This is a genomic window from Pseudomonas sp. NPDC090208 (assembly GCF_044746785.1).
Taxonomy (GTDB): domain Bacteria; phylum Pseudomonadota; class Gammaproteobacteria; order Pseudomonadales; family Pseudomonadaceae; genus Aquipseudomonas.
In genome coordinates this window covers 504695-521841 of sequence record NZ_JBIVCU010000001.1, presented here as the reverse complement: position 1 = coordinate 521841, position 17147 = coordinate 504695, and the positions used below count along the sequence as shown (strand labels likewise).

Genomic DNA, 17147 nt, shown 5'->3' with positions numbered 1-17147 from the left:
GCGTCATGCATACATTTGGCAATCGTCGGGACATCGATGGGCTACGGGCGCTGGCCGTCATTCCGGTGGTGTTGTACCACTTCGGGTTTGGCGTGTTCAGCGGCGGCTTCGTCGGGGTCGATGTGTTTTTCGTGATATCCGGCTACCTGATCACCTCGATCATCTTTCGCGAGATCGGGGCCGGGCGCTTCAGCTTCGTCGATTTCTGGGCCAGACGGGCCCGGCGGATCATTCCGGCGCTGAGCGTGATGATGCTGGCGACGCTGCTGGTCGGCTGGCTGCTGATGCCGGCCAATGACTATTCGCAGCTGGGTCGCGCCGTTCGCTATCAGGCGATGTTCATCTCCAACATCCTGTTCATGCGTCAGGACGGCTACTTCAACCCGGCGTCCGACTTCAAACCGCTGCTGCACACCTGGTCGCTCTCGGTCGAAGAGCAGTACTACATTCTCTTTCCTTTATTGATGGTGCTGTTGACCCGCTTCCTGCGGCAGTGGCGCTGGGTGCTGGGCGGGCTGTTGCTGCTGTCGTTCGTGCTGAATGTCTGGGTGATCAAGCGCCAGCCCGACGCGGCGTTCTTTCTGTTGCCGATGCGCGCCTGGGAACTGCTGTGCGGGGCGATGCTGGCGGTACTGCCGGCATCGGAGCGCAAACTGGCGCCATGGGTGTATCAGGGCATCAGTCTGGCTGGCTTGCTGGCGGTGCTGTACGCGATTTTCGGCTTCGACAAATACACCGCGTTCCCCGGCTGGGCAGCGCTGCTGCCGGTACTCGGGGCCACGGCGATGATCTGGTCCAACGGCCATGCCGAAACGCTGGTGGGGCGCCTGCTCAGCTTGCGTCTGCTGGTCGGGATCGGGCTGATTTCCTATTCGTGGTACCTGTGGCACTGGCCGGTGTTCGTCTACGCCAATGCGGTTTCGGTGGATGGCATGCAAACGCAAGAGGCGGCCGGCTGGGTGCTTCTGACTTTGCTGCTGGCATGGCTGAGCTGGCGTCTGGTGGAGTTGCCGTTCCGGGAAAAGCGCCTGCTGGCCGGGCGCAAGCCTGTGCTGGCGGCGGGGCTGGCGACGTTGCTGGTCGTCGGAGCGGTCGGTCAGTGGGTTCGCACGGCTGATGGTGTGCCGGAGCGGTTGTCAGCCCAGGCGCAGCAATACGCCGAGGCCCGTGACTGGCAGCGCGGGCAGAAAGACTGCCTGCTGCAGCGCGACAGTCCGGACCTGAGCAAGGTCTGCCATTTTGGCGGCGGTGAAGACGTGTCGCCAGTACAGCTGGTGTGGGGCGACAGTCACGCTGCGGCATTGTTGCCCGCCATCGAGTCCGACGCCGACCGCTACGGCATACCGGTGTGGCTGGCGAGCCTGTCCGGCTGCCTGCCGATTCTCGGGCACGAAACCCGCCAGCAATGTCAGGACTTCAATCGCAACACGCTGGAAGCCATCCGCACCCACAAGATTCGCGACGTGGTGCTGGCGGCGCGCTGGAGTCTGTATCTGTACGGCGAGGAAGACGGCGACATGCAGCACGTCCTTTACCGCAACGACAGCCGCCCCGTAGCCGAGCAGCAATTGGCGAGGGACTTGAGCGCCATGGTGGCAGCCGTGCGCGAGACGGGCGCGCGGGTGTGGCTGTTCAAGGAAGTGCCGCTGCAGCGGCAGGGTACGGTGGCGCGGCTGGGCAGTCTGGCGATGGTCGGGCGCTCTGCCGAAAAACTTGGCCGACCGCTGGCCGAGCATCGTGCACGGCAGCAGTTTCTCGCCACCCTGTTCGACCGCTTGAGCGCGCAGGACCCGCAGGTGCGGGTGATCGACCCGGCGGGCCTGCTGTGTCCGGCCGGAATCTGCCGCGCCGAATTCGACGGTTATTCGCAGTACATGGATGAAAATCACCTGTCGGATAAGGGCGGCGAACGCATGAAGCCGCTGCTGGCGCCGGTTTTCCTCGGCGAAAACGCCGCTCAGGGCGGTTGATCGCACGTGCGATAGCTGCTGTCGGCCGCCAGAGCAGGTAGGATGTGCATCTATTTGTTAAGTGGCCGGGTTAATGAAATTCAAGGATCTACGGGATTTCGTGCAGCAGCTTGAGCAGCGCGGAGAGTTGAAACGCATCCAGGTTCCCATTTCCCCTGTGCTGGAAATGACCGAAGTCTGCGACCGGACCCTGCGCAACAAGGGCCCGGCCTTGCTGTTCGAGAACCCGACCGGCTTCGACATTCCGGTGCTCGGCAACCTGTTCGGCACGCCGGAGCGCGTGGCGATGGGCATGGGCGCCGAGTCCACCGACGAACTGCGGGAAATCGGCAAGCTGCTGGCCTTCCTCAAGGAGCCAGAGCCGCCGAAGGGGCTGAAAGATGCCTGGTCGAAGCTGCCGATTTTCAAGAAAGTCATCGCCATGGCGCCGAAAGTGGTCAAGGATGCGCCGTGCCAGGAAGTGGTGATCGAAGGCGACGACGTCGACCTCGGCATGCTGCCGGTGCAGACCTGCTGGCCCGGCGACGTCGGCCCGCTGATCACCTGGGGCCTGACCGTCACCAAAGGCCCGAACAAGGAACGGCAGAACCTCGGCATCTATCGCCAGCAGGTCATCGGCCGCAACAAGGTCATCATGCGCTGGCTCAGCCACCGCGGCGGTGCGCTGGATTTCAAGGAATGGTGCGACAAGCACCCTGGCCAGCCATTCCCGGTGTCCGTTGCCCTGGGCGCCGACCCTGCGACCATTCTCGGGGCGGTCACTCCGGTGCCGGACAGCCTGTCCGAATACGCCTTCGCAGGCCTGCTGCGTGGCAACCGCACCGAACTGATCAAATGCCGTGGCAATGATCTGCAAGTGCCATCGAGCGCCGAGATCGTGCTGGAAGGCGTGATTCATCCCGGCGAAATGGCCGATGAAGGGCCCTACGGCGACCACACCGGTTACTACAACGAAGTCGACCGCTTCCCGGTGTTCACCGTCGAGCGCATCACGCACCGCATCAAGCCGATCTACCACAGTACCTACACCGGCCGTCCGCCGGATGAGCCGGCGATTCTCGGCGTGGCGCTGAACGAAGTGTTCGTGCCGATCCTGCAGAAGCAGTTCCCGGAAATCACCGACTTCTACCTGCCGCCGGAAGGCTGCTCGTATCGCATGGCGGTGGTGACCATGAAGAAGCAGTACCCCGGCCACGCCAAGCGCGTGATGTTGGGTGTCTGGTCGTTTTTGCGACAGTTCATGTACACCAAGTTCGTTATCGTCACCGACGACGATATCAACGCCCGCGACTGGAACGATGTCATCTGGGCGATCACCACGCGCATGGACCCCAAGCGCGACACGGTGATGATCGACAACACACCCATCGACTACCTCGACTTCGCCTCGCCGGTGTCCGGTCTGGGCTCGAAGATGGGGCTCGATGCCACCCATAAATGGCCGGGCGAAACCACCCGTGAATGGGGACGCGCCATCGTCAAGGACGACGCCGTGACCCGCCGGATCGACGAACTCTGGAACCAGCTGGGAATAGATTGATGCGCGTAACCTTGCAGCCGTCGGGCGCAGTACTCGAGACATTGCCCGGCGAGCGGATTCTCGACGCCGCCCAACGCCTGGGCTACGAATGCCCACAGAGCTGTCGCAACGGCAATTGCCACATCTGTTCGGCGCTGCTGGTGGAAGGCAGCGTGATGCAGGCCGGTGAGCTGCACGGTCATGGCGAAATCTACACCTGCATCGCCGTTCCTCAGGAAGACTGCGTGGTGCTCTGGGACAGCGTGCTGCCCTTGGGCGAGCTGCCGGTACGCAAGTTCGGCTGCCAGGTGACCGAATGCGTGGACGCTGGCGGCGATGTCTGGCGAGTCAGATTGCGTGCGCCGGCCGGCAAGCCGCCGCGTTACCACGCCGGCCAGTACATGATGATTGCTCGCGACGATGGCGAAAAATCGGCGTTCTCCATGGCCTCGGCGCCGGAAGACGGTCGCGACCTGGAGATCCACATTCTGGCCCGCGAAGCCAGTGCGCAAAATCTGATCAAGCAACTGCAGCGCGACGGCACCGCCCGGATCGAATTGCCATTTGGCGACACCCATCTTGGCGAAATACCCGATGGGCCGCTGGTGCTGATCGCCGCTGGCACCGGCATGGGGCAGATGCATAGCCTCATCGAGCATTGCCGGGCCAAGGGCTTCCCGTATCCGGTGCATGTGTACTGGGGCGTGCGTCGTCCCGAAGACTTCTACGAGCTGCGTCACTGGGATGAATGGCAGACGCTGCCGAACCTGTTCCTGCACAAGATCGTCAGCGATGCGTGCGGTTGGGAAGGGCGCTGCGGCATGCTGCACGAGGCGGTCTGCGAGGATTTCAGCGATCTCAAGGCACTGCAGGTCTACGCCAGCGGTTCGCCGGCAATGGTCTATTCGACACTGGACGCGCTGGTCGTCGCGGGTATGGATGCGCACCAGATGCGCGCCGACGTGTTCGCCTACGCGCCACGCAACTGAGCCTGCGCTAAAATCTCAGCCCGACGTTGATCATCCCGGCGGACATGCCCAGCAACACCAGTTCGGCGGTCACCGGTCCCAGGTGAACGCCGACGCCGGGAATCAGCGCCGGCGCGATGCCGAAGCGATTGAGTGGAATCTTGTCGCGGTACTTCCCTTTGTAGCCATACAGCAGACCGCCGGTGAGCTTGGCGTAGAAGGGATGGTCTGCGCTCTCGAAGCGCTTGCCGGCATAGGCATAAAACGACCTCTGGTAGAACGAGTTGCGAAAGGTCGCCGCGCCGTACAGCCACCCCGATGCCTCGTTGCGCTCCAGGCCGATCAGGTTTTGCTGATTGTTGTGTTCGGAGGAGGGAGAGAAGTGGCGGGTATAAACGCTTGTCTGTATTTGCCAGAAACCTTGCTCATCGGGGTCTGCAACTGCTTGACCGGCCCATGCGCCACTCGATAGCAAGAGCGCCAAAGCTGTCTTGAACGTATTCACTCGGAATCCCTTTCGGATATCAGCACGCACCAGGCGCGAACGAGCGGACTTATACGTAAGCAGCCTTCCCTTAATAAGATGATAGTTCTGTGGTTTTTGTAGGAAACGTCCTATTAGTCTAATCGACAGATGGTCATCGCCCGCGCAAGCCGCGTTTTGTCGGACTTCTCGCAGGATGGAGTGCGAATTGCATCGAAGATCCGTACATATCCGCTTTTCTGGCGTGACGGATTGCGTCAGGTTTGAGTCTGATAGGCACAGGGTCGTGATGTGGAATGCCTGCCGTACGCGACCGGTTTCACCTGTATTCAGCGCTACACTGACTCTGCAGGGTCAGAAGGAAGCCAGATGGCGAATCAAATCAACAGCTTGGCAGAGGCCGTACATGATGGTCTCGGCCTTGCCTACCCGCCTGTTATCGACCTCGGTCCGAAACTGACCCACGACCAACTCCTCGCCTCCATGCATGCCACCATGAGCCGCCATCAGGGCGGGCCTGTCTGGCTGTTTGCCTATGGGTCACTGATCTGGCGTCCGGAGTGCTCTTCGGCGGAGCGTCGGCGTGCGCGGGTGCACGGCTATCATCGCGGCTTGTATCTGTGGTCCCACGAACATCGTGGTACGCCTGAGCGTCCCGGGCTGGTATTCGGCCTTGACCGTGGTGGTTCCTGCAGCGGCTTCGCCTATCGGCTGCCCGAAGAAAACATCGAAGAATCGCTGCTGGCGCTGTGGCAGAGGGAAATGCCTTACCCGTCCTACCGCCCGCACTGGCTCAGTGCCCGGCTGGACGATGGCAGCAAGGTACAGGCGCTCGGCTTCGTCCTCGAACGCCACCTGCCCAGCTACGCCGGCAACCTGCCCGACAGCGTGCTGACTCAGGTCCTGGCCAATGCCAGCGGCCGCTACGGAACGACGCAAGAATACGTCGAACAGACCCTGAATGCATTGCGCAGCCACTCGATGCCGGACCTGAGCCTGGAAGAGCGTCTGAAGCGTTGCCGGCCGGTGATGTTGGCGGTTTGAGCACTGCTAGACATATGTGTCGTCGGCCTGCTGCCAGGACGCGCTAAACTCGGCTCAATCGATGACAGGAGCATTGCTGTGAGTGCCCGAACTTCCCCGATGGCGTCGGAAATAGAATCCGAAGAGCACGCTGCGCGGTATGACAAATGGTTCAGGGGTAAGGTAAAGGCCTCTCTGGACGACCCGCAACCGAATGTCTCCCATGATCAAGTTATGGCTGAAATGAGTGCCCGACTCGCTGCCCGGCGGGAAAAACGCCTGAATGATCGTTGAGTGGCGCCCGGAGGCTCGTAATGATCTGTGGGAAATACTGGAGTATCTGGATGAGCGCAATCCGCAAACCGCCGATGCTCTGCATGCTGAAATTCAAAAGCTGATCTCGTTGCTTGTCGAGCACCCCTATCTCTATCGATCGGGACGCGTCTCTTCGACTCGTGAGGTTGTTGTCCACCCTAACTATGTCGTTGTCTATCGCGTCACTGATCGCATCGAAGTCGTCAACGTGCTCCACGCTCGCCAAGAGTATCCCTGATTCACAGTGCCCCGGTGGGAATGATGTAAATGTGTAAGAGCATGTTTTGAGTTTGGGATAGATCCTACGTCTCCATAGGAAATGATGGGCTTACGGCTGCCGGGAACTGACTCCTACCATCGTCGCCATCTGCCAAAAGGCATTCAGGGACGAGGTCAGGATGAAGTCGGTAAGGAAGTGGTCAATTTTTTTGGGGTTTTGTGCGTTGGCGCTGGCGGGCGCAGTGGGGGCCGAAGCGGATCACCCGCTGTTCGAGCGGTACGTGACGCCGGACTACCCGTCCACGCTGCTCAAGGACCGCTTGCTCGCCAGCGTGCGTGTCGACTACGACATTCACCATGACGGCTCCGTTCACGCCATCCGGATCATCGAAAGCACGGACCCGCTGGTGGCCGATATTGCGCGCTCGGCAGTCAGACAGTGGCGTTTCAAACCCTGGCGCGTGACCGAGAGAATGCCGGCCGAGATCCGCGAGACGGTGTTGTTCGTGTTCGATCAGGCGCTGCGTGAGCAAGGGTTGCGAATGCTGATTTCCTGGGAACGGCGGGACTCGTGATGACAGAGTCCCGGGCGCACGTCCTTACTTTACGCCTACCACAACCTTGCCCACGGCCTTGCGCTGGCCCAGCGAGTCAATCGCTTCGCCCGCCTGCTCCAACGGATAAACTTTCGACACCAGTGGTTTCAGTTTTCCTTCGCTGAACCATTTGAACAGTTGCTGGAAGTTGGCTGCATTGTCTTGCGGCTGGCGCTGGGCGAAAGAGCCCCAGAACACGCCGATCACGGAAGCCCCCTTGAGCAGAGCGAGGTTGACCGGCAGTTCGGGGATGCGACCGCTGGCGAAGCCGACCACCAGCAGACGGCCGTTCCAGGCCAGGCCACGGACGGCCTGGTCGAAAAGATCGCCGCCGACCGGGTCGTAGATGACGCCGACGCCATTGCCGTTGGTCAGGCGTTTGAGTTCGTCCTTGAGGCTGCTTTCGCTGTAGTTGATCAGCTCGTCGGCACCTGCGTTTCTGGCCACGGCGAGTTTGTCGGCGCTGCTGGCGGCGGCGATGACGCGCGCGCCCATGGCTTTTCCGATTTCCACGGCGGCCAGGCCGACGCCGCCGGAGGCGCCGAGGACCAGCAGGGTTTCACCGGGTTGCAGGTTGGCGCGCTGTTTGAGCGCGTGCATCGAGGTGCCGTAGGTCATGCTGAAGGCGGCGGCGGTGGTGAAGTCCATCGCTTCGGGAATCGGCAGGACGTTGTAGCCGGCCACGGCGATGCGCTCGGCAAAGCTGCCCCAGCCGGTCAGGGCCATGACCCGGTCGCCGGGTTTGAGGTGCTTGATGTTTTCCCCGACGGCGCTGACCACGCCCGACGCCTCGCCGCCTGGCGAAAACGGAAAGGGCGGCTTGAATTGGTACTTGCCTTCGATGATCAGCGTGTCAGGGAAGTTGACCCCGGCGGCGTGCACGTCGAGCAGGATCTCGTTCTTCTTCGGCTGCGGGTCGGCAACCTCTTCCAGCACCAGGGTTTCGGCGGGACCGAAGGCTTTGCAGAGCACGGCTTTCATCGGGGACTATTCCTTTTCCAGTGATGGCCGATAAGTACAGGTAGAGAGGTTTTCGGGTCAATCAGCATGCCCCGGCCTGATAGGTGTGCATAAGCTGAAGTAGGCTATGGCGCAAAACGGATTGAGGAGTGGACTGTGAAAGCGTGGATTCTGATGTTGTTGGCGTTGTCGATGCCGGTAGTGGCAATGGCCGAAGAGGGTGGCGGAGAGAAAGAGGACCCGAACAAGGTGGCTTACGTAGCGCTGACCCCGCCGTTCGTGGGCAACTACGCACTGGATGGCGGACCGCGGCTGCACGTCTACAAGGCTGACGTGGCGCTGCGCGTGACGGGTGCCGAGGCGCAGAAACTGGTCAAGGCGAACGAGCCGCTGATCCGTAATCAGTTGGTGGCGCTGTTTACCCAGCAGACCATCGAGAGCATGAGCAGCGTCGAGTCCAAGGAAAAGTTGCGCCAGGAAGCGTTGAAGCAGACCCAACAGGTGCTGAGCCAGGAAACCGGCAAGCCAGTGGTGGATGATCTGCTGTTCAATAACTTTATTGCGCAGTGATCGATGGTTGGCCGTGCGCATCTGTCGCGGCCGATGAGCGTTGTGGGAGGGAGCCCTGCTCGCGAAAGCGGTGAATCAGGCGATATGGCATCGACTGACCTGACGCCTTCGCGAACAGGGCTCCCTCCCACAGGAATATTGCGAAGCGTTGCGGCTAATCAACGCAACGCCAGCACCGCTGCCCACTGTTCCGGCGTGACCGGCATCACCGAAAGCCGGGTGCCTTTCTGTACCAGTGGCAATTGTTCCAGCGCGGCCTGTTGCTTGAGGTAACCCAGACCGAGCACTTTGGGGAAAATGTCCACGAAGGCGACATCGATCGCCGTCCACGGATTCTTTTCTTCGCTGGCCTTGGCATCGAAATAGTGACTTTTGTTGTCAAGCGCGGTGGGGTCGGGATAGGCCGTCCGGATGATTTTGCCGACGCCGGCAATCCCCGGCTCCGGGCAGCTGGAGTGATAAAAGAAGAACTCGTCGCCCTCTGCCATCGCTCGCAGAAAGTTGCGTGCCTGGTAGTTGCGCACGCCGTCCCACCGAGCGTGGCCGAGTTTTTGCAGCCCGCTGATGGACAGTTCGTCAGGCTCGGATTTCATCAGCCAATAGGCCATTTTTTGGGCTCCTCGATAGGGTCTGGGCAGGTTGTCCGACGCTTTCATGACAAACCGACAGTCGGTTGACGCCAGTATTTGCGTGTTGGATCACGTTATTGGAGAATGCCGCCACTTCAAGCGCTACACCGCTACGCAGCCCGTCAAAAAGAGGCTGCGGGCGTTCGGACAAGGCTCACCAAAGGGGGACAATCGATGCAACGCAAGCCGGATTTGCTGTGGATTCTGGTCATTTTGTTCGGCTTGGGTATTGTCACCACCGGTTATGCGCAAAGTCTGTGGGCTGCCAAGGCTGATGCCCCGGTTGAGATCACTCAACAACAGCCGCAACCTTTCCGTCGCTGATTTCCTTTTAGTCATTCTGGCAATTGATGGATGACTGACCTGTGGGAGCGAATTTATTCGCGAGAGGGCAGTCCGGTCGATACAGCAATTTTGCCTGGAACACGTCGCGCATGAATTCGCTCCCGCAATGGGTTCGTTTTCACGCCATATACCAGCTTCTGTCCGACACCGTCCCCTGTAACGGCACATCCCAACTGGCCACCGCCAGCTTCTCCACCTTCTGACATTCGTGAGCCAGACCGAGTAACAGCGGTTTCTGCCAGGCTTTGCGTCGCGCCTGATAAGCCAGGCTGCGGTCATAGAACCCGCCGCCCATGCCTAGCCGGCCGCCTTGATCGTCGAACCCCACCAGCGGCATCAGAATCAGGTCCAGTGCCCAGATCTTGCGTTGTTTGCGTGGGTTGATGGTCGGCTCGGGAATGCGAAACCGATTGGGGCGGAATTTCTCGCCAGGGCGCACCCTCTGAAACACCATTTTCGTTCGTGGCCAGGCGCTCAGGATCGGGAGATAGGTGGCCTTGCCGCGTTTCTGAGCCTCGCGCAGCAGCAGGCGCGGATCGATTTCACCGTCCATCGGAAGGTACAGAGAAACGTGGCGGGCGCGACGAAACAGCGGGTTTTGCGCCAGCTGGCGGTACAAACCCTCTGCCGCCTGTCGCTGTTCGGCGCGATTCAGCGCTCGGCGAGCCTTGCGCAGCAGACGACGCAATTGCGGACGGGTGAGAGAGGTGGAAGCGTTCAGGGAAGCGGCGCCAGAAGAGGTCATGCAGGCGGGTCCGTGAAAAGGGCAGAGGTTGATCGTGTGAGTCGACAAGATTCACGATCCCCACCGCCAGACAGAACGCCTGGCCATGGGTAAAACATTCGAGACTCCCCGACGAACCGCTGTCGGTGTAGCCCTTGAACCCGAAAGTTCAAGGTGGAGATTGCAGGAGGCTTTAAGGCTTTCCGTCGAGCGGACATGCACACCAACCCCAACGTGCAACCCCCGTGGTTGTGCGTATCGGCTCAGGGACATGACCGACTGGCAAGCACTCCAGGGAGCGGCGGCCAGTATAACGAAACATGTCCGAACAATCAGCCTTGTGCTTTATCCGAATCCGTGGCAAGGGCCAGATCCACGCGTTCGAGCAGGTCACGCACCTGTTCGCGGGTGGCGCCTGTAGCGTTGGCTTCCGGAAGCTCCTGTTTGTGCAGTAGATCGTGGGTAATGTTCAGCGCGGCCATCACCGCAATGCGGTCGGCGCCAATCACTTTGCCGCTGCTGCGGATCTCGCGCATCTTGCCGTCCAGATAGCGGGCGGCGCTGACCAGATTGGTGCGCTCTTCCTGAGGGCAGATGATCGAATACTCTTTGTCGAGGATCTGCACGGTGACGCTATTGCCATTACTCATGAGTCTTGCTCCAGGGCCTTGAGGCGCGAAATCATCGACTCGACCTTTTGCCGGGCGATTTCATTCTTTTCGATGAGATGGGCGCGTTCCTCGCGCCAGGTTTTTTCCTGAGCTAATAAGAGTCCGTTTTGACTTTTAAGTTGCTCGACGCGATTGATCAATAACTCCAGTCGAGCCATCAGCGCTTGCAGGTCGGTGTCTTCCATTGTTTTCCACTGATTATTTTCTGATGAGTGGTGCAGGAGCTGGCGTCCGGACCCGCCTTGGATATCGCCTGATAGCTTGGGCGCGTCTGCCGGTGCTACGATACAAGGCCACATTCTAGACATTGCGCCGCCTGGCGCCTAGTTGCCCATGCCTACTCAAAATTCTCCGTACAACGCCTTCGCCACCCTGCTCAATAGCGCGGGCCATCCTGTTTCTCCTGCCGAATTGCACGGCCTGTTGCTGGGTCGCAGTTGCGCAGGCGCAGGTTTTGAAGCCGAGGGCTGGTTCGACGACGCGCAGGAACTGCTGCAGACCGAGCCCGAGTCCAATGTCCGTCAGGCCTTGATCGGCCTGCAGGAAATGGTCAAAAGCGAACTGACCAGCGATGACATGGCGGTCGTATTGCTGCTGCCCGGCGACGATGAGCCGCTGGCTGCACGCGCGACCGCGCTGGGCCAGTGGTGCCAGGGCTTCCTCCATGGTTTTGCCCGCGTCGGTGGTCAGCCGATGAGCGACGATGCCAAGGACGTGCTGCAGGATCTTGCCGCCATCGCGCAGATTCAGGACGCGCTGGAAGAGTCGGAAGACGCAGAAAACGACTATATGGAAGTCATGGAATACCTGCGCGTCGCGCCACTGCTGCTGTTCACCGAGTTCAACAAGAAAGCGGCACCGGAAGCGAAACCGTCCCTGCACTGATTGCCGTCGCTGCAATCCGGCCATCGTCGCAGCAAAAGTGACGATGGCCGCAGCGTTCATCCCGAGGACCGTACCTGCCCATGATCCGTATCCCGAAAGCCGAATACGCCCGTCGCCGCAAAGCCCTGATGGAGCAGATGGAGCCCAACAGCATCGCCATTCTGCCAGCGGCGGCCGTGGCCATCCGCAATCGTGATGTCGAGCATGTGTATCGTCAGGACAGCGATTTTCAGTACCTGAGCGGCTTCCCCGAGCCTGAGGCGGTGATCGTGCTGATCCCTGGCCGTGAGTACGGCGAGTACGTGCTGTTCTGCCGCGAACGCAATCCCGAGCGAGAGCTGTGGGACGGCCTGCGCGCCGGTCAGGACGGTGCGATCCGCGATTTTGGCGCTGACGATGCGTTTCCCATCACCGACATCGACGACATCCTGCCGGGCCTTATTGAAGGCCGTGACCGGGTGTATTCGTCCATGGGCAGCAACCCGGAATTCGACCGCCACGTGATGGAGTGGATCAACGTCATCCGCTCCAAGGCGCACCTGGGCGCGCAGCCGCCGAAGGAATTCGTCGCGCTGGATCATCTGCTCCACGACATGCGCCTGTATAAATCGGCGGCGGAAGTGAAGGTCATGCGCGAAGCCGCGCAGATCTCCGCGCGCGCCCATGTGCGGGCCATGCAGGCCAGCCGCGCCGGCTTGCATGAATTCAGCCTCGAAGCCGAGCTGGATTACGAATTCCGCAAGGGCGGGGCGAAGATGCCCGCCTATGGCTCCATCGTCGCGGCGGGCCGCAACGCTTGCATCCTGCACTATCAGGAGAACGATGCGCCGCTCAAGGACGGTGATCTGGTGCTGATCGACGCCGGTTGTGAGATCGATTGCTACGCCAGCGACATCACCCGCACCTTCCCGGTCAGCGGCAGGTTTTCTCCCGAGCAAAAGGCGATCTACGAACTGGTGCTCAAGTCGCAGGAAGCCGCATTCGCCGCGATCAAGCCGGGCAATCACTGGAACCAGGCGCACGAAGCCACGGTGCAGGTGATCACCACCGGGCTGGTGGAACTGGGCCTGTTGCAGGGCGACGTGGCGGAGCTGATCGAGAGCGAAGCGTACAAAGCCTTCTACATGCACCGTGCCGGGCACTGGCTGGGCATGGACGTGCATGATGTTGGCGAATATCGCGTCGGTGGTGAATGGCGTGTGCTGGAAGTCGGCATGGCGCTGACCGTTGAACCGGGCATTTACGTGGCGCCGGACAACCAGAACGTCGCCAAGAAATGGCGCGGAATTGGCGTGCGAATCGAGGACGATGTCGTGGTGACCAAAAAAGGCTGTGAAATCCTCACCGGCGGCGTGCCCAAGTCAGTCGCCGAGATCGAGGCGTTGATGGCCGCTGCCCGGACCGAAGCCGCATGAGCCGCTTTCATCTGGCAATCGTCGGCGGTGGTCTGGTGGGCGCCAGCCTCGCGCTGGCCTTGCAGGCCGGCGCCAAGGAGCGCGGCTGGAAGATCGTGATGATCGAGCCGTTCGCCCCCGGTGATACCTGGCAGCCGAGTTACGACGCTCGCTCGTCGGCGCTGTCCTTCGGCGCGCGGCAGATTTACGAGCGCCTGGGGCTGTGGCAACAGATCAGCCGCCGCGCCGAGCCGATCCTGCAGATTCAGGTCTCGGACAAGGGCCGCTTCGGCGCTACCCGCCTGTCTGCGATGGAAGAGGGCGTGCCGGCATTGGGTTACGTGGCGGAAAACGCCTGGCTCGGCCAGTGCCTGTGGCAGGGGCTGGACAAGGAGGTGGTGACCTGGCGCGTGCCGGCGGAAGTGAAACACATGCAGGCGCTGTCCGACGGGTATCGCCTGACGTTGAGCGACGAAACCCAGATCGAGTGCGATCTCGCGGTCCTGGCCGACGGTGGTCGTTCTAACCTGCGCGAGCAACTGGGCATCGGCGTACGCAGCACGCCCTATGACCAGAGCGCGCTGATCGCCAACATCACCCCCGGGGAAGCCCATTGCGGGCAGGCGTTCGAGCGCTTCACCGATGACGGCCCGATGGCGTTGCTGCCGCTGCCGGAAAATCGCTGTGCGTTGGTCTGGACTCGCACCGGCGACGAGGTGCAGCGGCTGCTGGCGCTGGACGACCGCAGCTTCCTGCGGGAGCTGCAGGACGTTTTCGGTTATCGCCTGGGCGCGTTGAAACAGGTGGGGGTGCGCCACACCTATCCGCTGTCGTTGATCGAAGCCGAAGAGCAGGTGCGCTCGCATCTGGTGGTATTGGGCAACGCCGCGCACAGCCTGCATCCGATTGCCGGACAGGGCTTCAACCTGTCGCTGCGCGATGCGGCGTCCTTGGCTGAAGCCTTGCTCGCCAGCGACGCCACGCCGGGCGATCTGGCAACCCTGCAGGCCTATCGCGAACGCCAGCGGCTGGATCAGCAACTGACCGTGGGCTTTTCCGATCAGGTCACTCGCCTGTTTGGCAGCCAACAGCCGGTGATCACGGCAGGGCGCAATCTGGGTCTGCTCGGTCTGGATCTGCTGCCGTCGGCCAAGCGCTGGTTCGCCCGTCAGGCCATGGGGCTGGGGACGCGGGCGGATGTCTGAATTTTCTTTTCATGGCCGTTCGCGGCCACACGCGAGAACGATTTAAAGCATGGAAACGCGCGCAGATCTGCTGATTGTCGGAGCCGGAATGGTCGGTAGCGCCTTGGCGCTGGCCCTGCAAAACAGCGGGCTGAACATCCTGCTGGTGGACGGCAGTCCGTTGAGCGTCAGGCCGTTCGACAAGACCGCCGCTTTCGAGCCGCGAGTCAGTGCCCTGTCGGTTGCCAGTCAGCGCATCCTCGAACGCCTGCAGGTGTGGGACGGGATTGTCGCGCGGCGTGCCTGTGCTTACGGCGAAATGCACGTGTGGGACGGCAGCGGGACCGGCAAGGTGCACTTTTCCGCGTCCAGCGTGCATGCCGACGTGCTCGGCCATATCGTCGAAAACCGCGTGGTTCAGGATGCCCTGATCGAGCGCCTGCACGATTGCGACATCGGCCTGCTGGCCAATGCCCGGCTGGAGCAGATGCGTCGCTCCGGCGATGACTGGCTGCTGACCCTGGCCGATGGCCGCACCTTGCGTGCGCCGTTGGTGGTGGCCGCCGATGGCGCCAACTCGACCGTGCGACGCATGACCGGCACGGCGACCCGCGAATGGGATTACATGCACCACGCTATCGTCACCAGCGTGCGCACCGCCGACAGTCATCGCAAGACTGCCTGGCAACGCTTCACCGACGATGGCCCGCTGGCGTTTCTGCCGCTTGCGCACCCTGAAGGCGAGCACTGGTGTTCGATTGTCTGGTCGGTGACGCCGGGCGAGTCCGAGCGGCTGATGAAGCTGGATGACGAAGCGTTCTGCCGGGAACTGGAGAAGGCGTTCGAAGGCTGTCTGGGCCAAGTGATTTCCGCCGATCCGCGTTTGTGCGTACCGCTGCGTCAGCGTCATGCCAAGCGCTATGTGGCTGAGGGACTGGCGCTGATCGGCGATGCAGCTCACACCATTCACCCGCTGGCCGGGCAGGGCGTGAACCTTGGCTTCCTCGATGCGGCGGTGCTGGCCGAAGTGCTGCACGCGGCTGCCGAGCGTGGCGAGCGTCTGGCCGATGAACGCGTGCTGAGCCGCTACGAGCGTCGGCGCATGCCGCACAACCTGGCCTTGATGGCGGCAATGGAAGGGTTCGAGCGGCTGTTCCAGGCCGATCCGCTGCCGGTGCGCTGGCTGCGTAACACCGGTTTGAAAATGGTCGATCAATCGGCGGAAGCCAAGGCCATGTTCGTGCGCCAGGCACTGGGGCTGACCGGGGATTTGCCGGAGTTGGCAAAGGTCTGAGCGAGCTAGCTCTTCCGTTAAGGGTGTGCCGAAATCTGTCGGTCAACATAAAACCCAGTGGGAGGGAGCCCTGCTCGCGAACGCGGTGAATCAGGCGATATAGCATCGACTGACCTGACGCCTTCGCGAGCAGGGCTCCCTCCCACAGCTCATCTTTGTGATTTGCCTTGCAACATCTGGTAACGCCTCCGCGCGGATTTCGTTGTTGCGATTCACTACCATTTCGCCTCATTTCACAGACTTGAGATCTCAGCATGCAGGCGAGCAAGCGTCTTCTGGCTGCCCTGGCATTGACCGTGCTCGGCAGCACCGCCCAGGCCGCTGACGAAGTGGTGGTGTACTCCTCGCGAATCGACGAACTGATCAAACCGGTGTTCGATGCCTACACGGCCAAGACCGGCGTGAAGATCAAGTTCATCACAGACAAGGAAGCGCCGTTGATGCAGCGCATCAAGGCCGAAGGGCAGAACGCGACGGCCGATCTGCTGCTCACCGTCGACGCCGGTAACCTCTGGCAGGCCGAACAGATGGGCATTCTGCAGCCGTTCACCTCGCCGGTGATCGATGCCAACATCCCGCCGCAATACCGTTCTTCGACCCATGCCTGGACCGGCTTGAGCCTGCGCGCGCGGACCATTGCCTATTCGACTGACCGAGTGAAGCCCGAAGAGCTGACCACTTACGAAGCGTTGGCCGACAAGCAGTGGGAAGGCCGCCTGTGCCTGCGCACGGCGAAGAAGGTCTACAACCAGTCGCTGACCGCCACGCTGATCGAAACTCACGGCGCCGAGGCTTCGGAGAAGATTCTCAAGGGCTGGGTCAACAACCTGTCCACCGACGTGTTCTCCGATGACATCGCGGTGCTGGAGGCGATCAATGCCGGGCAATGCGACGTCGGCATCGTCAACACCTATTACTACGGCCGCCTGCACAAGCAGAACCCGGATCTGGCGGTGCGTCTGTTCTGGCCGAATCAGGCGGACCGTGGCGTACACGTTAACCTGTCGGGCATCGGCCTGACCAAATACGCGCCGCACGCGGACGCCGCCAAGGCACTGGTCGAATGGATGACCGGCCCGGATGCTCAGGCGATTTTCTCCGGCATCAACCAGGAATTCCCGGCCAACCCGAAAGTGTCGCCCTCCGAAGAAGTGGCGAGCTGGGGCGCGTTCAAGGCAGACACCATCCCAGTGGAAATCGCCGGACGTCGTCAAGCCGAAGCGATCCGCATGATGGATCGTGCTGGCTGGAATTGACGCGCATGCCTGCGGGTGTTCGATGCAATGCCCGTCGGGCGGCGGAATGACGATCCTGTGGGAGCGAATTCATTCGCGATTGGCCGGTACATCCACAACATGTTTGCCGGATGAACCACCGCATCGCGAATGAATTCGCTC

Annotated in this window: 20 protein-coding genes and 1 other RNA gene; 14 read left to right on the top strand and 7 right to left on the bottom strand. The window is 61.3% G+C overall.

Annotation, left to right across the window (positions count from 1 at the left end):
- Positions 1-5 precede the first annotated feature (5 nt).
- The 3 genes from ACIPL0_RS02240 (at position 6) to ACIPL0_RS02230 (ending at position 4478) form a co-directional block, all read left to right on the top strand.
- The gene (locus tag ACIPL0_RS02240; protein WP_400594062.1) at positions 6-1970 is read left to right on the top strand and encodes an acyltransferase family protein; all 1965 of its coding nucleotides are present in this window, start codon (positions 6-8) and stop codon (positions 1968-1970) included.
- A gap of 73 nt (positions 1971-2043) precedes the next feature.
- Complete coding sequence (ubiD, locus tag ACIPL0_RS02235) at positions 2044-3510, top strand: 4-hydroxy-3-polyprenylbenzoate decarboxylase (RefSeq protein WP_400594064.1); 1467 nt, start codon at positions 2044-2046, stop codon at positions 3508-3510.
- Positions 3510-4478, top strand: a complete 969-nt coding sequence (locus tag ACIPL0_RS02230; RefSeq protein ID WP_400594067.1) for a CDP-6-deoxy-delta-3,4-glucoseen reductase — start codon at positions 3510-3512, stop codon at positions 4476-4478. Before ubiD ends, ACIPL0_RS02230 begins: the two co-directional genes overlap by 1 nt.
- A 7-nt stretch (positions 4479-4485) precedes the next feature.
- Here ACIPL0_RS02230 and ACIPL0_RS02225 read toward each other — a convergent pair whose 3' ends face one another.
- Positions 4486-4962, bottom strand: coding sequence for a sn-glycerol-3-phosphate transporter (locus ACIPL0_RS02225; protein ID WP_400594070.1), 477 nt, complete (start codon positions 4960-4962; stop codon positions 4486-4488).
- Positions 4963-5310: 348 nt separating this feature from the next.
- Between ACIPL0_RS02225 and ACIPL0_RS02220 the strand changes: the two genes are divergently transcribed.
- The 4 genes from ACIPL0_RS02220 to ACIPL0_RS02205 all read left to right on the top strand — a co-directional run bounded on the left by ACIPL0_RS02220 (position 5311) and on the right by ACIPL0_RS02205 (position 7073).
- On the top strand, positions 5311-5985 hold the full coding sequence (locus tag ACIPL0_RS02220) for a gamma-glutamylcyclotransferase (RefSeq protein ID WP_400594073.1): 675 nt from the start codon (positions 5311-5313) through the stop codon (positions 5983-5985).
- A gap of 99 nt (positions 5986-6084) precedes the next feature.
- Positions 6085-6258, top strand: coding sequence for an antitoxin (locus ACIPL0_RS02215; protein WP_400595163.1), 174 nt, complete (start codon positions 6085-6087; stop codon positions 6256-6258).
- Positions 6248-6517 carry a type II toxin-antitoxin system RelE/ParE family toxin gene (locus ACIPL0_RS02210; RefSeq protein WP_400594076.1) on the top strand — a complete coding sequence of 90 codons (270 nt, stop codon included), beginning with the start codon at positions 6248-6250 and terminating at the stop codon, positions 6515-6517. The genes ACIPL0_RS02215 and ACIPL0_RS02210 overlap by 11 nt, the downstream gene beginning before the upstream one ends.
- 223 nt (positions 6518-6740) lie before the next feature.
- Entirely contained in the window at positions 6741-7073 is a 333-nt protein-coding gene (locus tag ACIPL0_RS02205) for a TonB family protein (RefSeq protein WP_400594079.1), read from the top strand.
- Between the two features lie 24 nt (positions 7074-7097).
- On the opposite strand, the gene ACIPL0_RS02200 is transcribed toward ACIPL0_RS02205, so the two are convergent.
- The gene (locus ACIPL0_RS02200; RefSeq protein WP_400594082.1) at positions 7098-8075 is read right to left on the bottom strand and encodes an NADPH:quinone oxidoreductase family protein; all 978 of its coding nucleotides are present in this window, start codon (positions 8073-8075) and stop codon (positions 7098-7100) included.
- Positions 8076-8210: 135 nt separating this feature from the next.
- On the opposite strand from ACIPL0_RS02200, the gene ACIPL0_RS02195 reads away from it, so the two are divergent.
- Positions 8211-8624 (top strand): flagellar basal body-associated protein FliL, encoded by a 414-nt coding sequence (locus tag ACIPL0_RS02195; protein ID WP_400594085.1) that lies wholly within the window; start codon positions 8211-8213, stop codon positions 8622-8624.
- A 158-nt stretch (positions 8625-8782) separates the two neighbouring features.
- Here ACIPL0_RS02195 and ACIPL0_RS02190 read toward each other — a convergent pair whose 3' ends face one another.
- A complete protein-coding gene (locus ACIPL0_RS02190) occupies positions 8783-9232 on the bottom strand; it encodes an EVE domain-containing protein (protein ID WP_400594087.1) in 450 nt (149 codons plus the stop codon).
- 195 nt (positions 9233-9427) lie between these two features.
- On the opposite strand from ACIPL0_RS02190, the gene ACIPL0_RS02185 reads away from it, so the two are divergent.
- Positions 9428-9577 (top strand): hypothetical protein, encoded by a 150-nt coding sequence (locus tag ACIPL0_RS02185; protein ID WP_400594090.1) that lies wholly within the window; start codon positions 9428-9430, stop codon positions 9575-9577.
- Positions 9578-9716: 139 nt separating this feature from the next.
- On the opposite strand, the gene ACIPL0_RS02180 is transcribed toward ACIPL0_RS02185, so the two are convergent.
- The 4 genes from ACIPL0_RS02180 to ACIPL0_RS02165 all read right to left on the bottom strand — a co-directional run bounded on the left by ACIPL0_RS02180 (position 9717) and on the right by ACIPL0_RS02165 (position 11178).
- Entirely contained in the window at positions 9717-10343 is a 627-nt protein-coding gene (locus ACIPL0_RS02180; protein ID WP_400594092.1) for a 5-formyltetrahydrofolate cyclo-ligase, read from the bottom strand.
- Positions 10344-10444: 101 nt separating this feature from the next.
- Positions 10445-10623: non-coding RNA, 6S RNA (gene ssrS / locus ACIPL0_RS02175), on the bottom strand.
- 31 nt (positions 10624-10654) lie between these two features.
- Complete coding sequence (locus ACIPL0_RS02170) at positions 10655-10972, bottom strand: cell division protein ZapA (protein WP_400594095.1); 318 nt, start codon at positions 10970-10972, stop codon at positions 10655-10657.
- Entirely contained in the window at positions 10969-11178 is a 210-nt protein-coding gene (locus tag ACIPL0_RS02165; RefSeq protein ID WP_400594098.1) for a TIGR02449 family protein, read from the bottom strand. Before ACIPL0_RS02165 ends, ACIPL0_RS02170 begins: the two co-directional genes overlap by 4 nt.
- A gap of 148 nt (positions 11179-11326) precedes the next feature.
- On the opposite strand from ACIPL0_RS02165, the gene ACIPL0_RS02160 reads away from it, so the two are divergent.
- From ACIPL0_RS02160 to ACIPL0_RS02140, 5 genes are all read left to right on the top strand, one after another.
- Positions 11327-11878, top strand: a complete 552-nt coding sequence (locus ACIPL0_RS02160) for a YecA family protein (RefSeq protein ID WP_400594101.1) — start codon at positions 11327-11329, stop codon at positions 11876-11878.
- Between the two features lie 80 nt (positions 11879-11958).
- Positions 11959-13293, top strand: coding sequence for a Xaa-Pro aminopeptidase (gene pepP, locus ACIPL0_RS02155; RefSeq protein WP_400594104.1), 1335 nt, complete (start codon positions 11959-11961; stop codon positions 13291-13293).
- Positions 13290-14477 (top strand): 2-octaprenyl-6-methoxyphenyl hydroxylase, encoded by a 1188-nt coding sequence (gene ubiH / locus ACIPL0_RS02150; RefSeq protein WP_400594107.1) that lies wholly within the window; start codon positions 13290-13292, stop codon positions 14475-14477. The genes pepP and ubiH overlap by 4 nt, the downstream gene beginning before the upstream one ends.
- A 49-nt stretch (positions 14478-14526) precedes the next feature.
- Positions 14527-15750: a 2-octaprenyl-3-methyl-6-methoxy-1,4-benzoquinol hydroxylase gene (locus ACIPL0_RS02145; RefSeq protein WP_400594110.1), complete on the top strand. Its 1224-nt coding sequence runs from the start codon at positions 14527-14529 to the stop codon at positions 15748-15750.
- 254 nt (positions 15751-16004) lie between these two features.
- Entirely contained in the window at positions 16005-17006 is a 1002-nt protein-coding gene (locus tag ACIPL0_RS02140; protein ID WP_400594113.1) for an extracellular solute-binding protein, read from the top strand.
- Positions 17007-17147 lie beyond the last annotated feature (141 nt).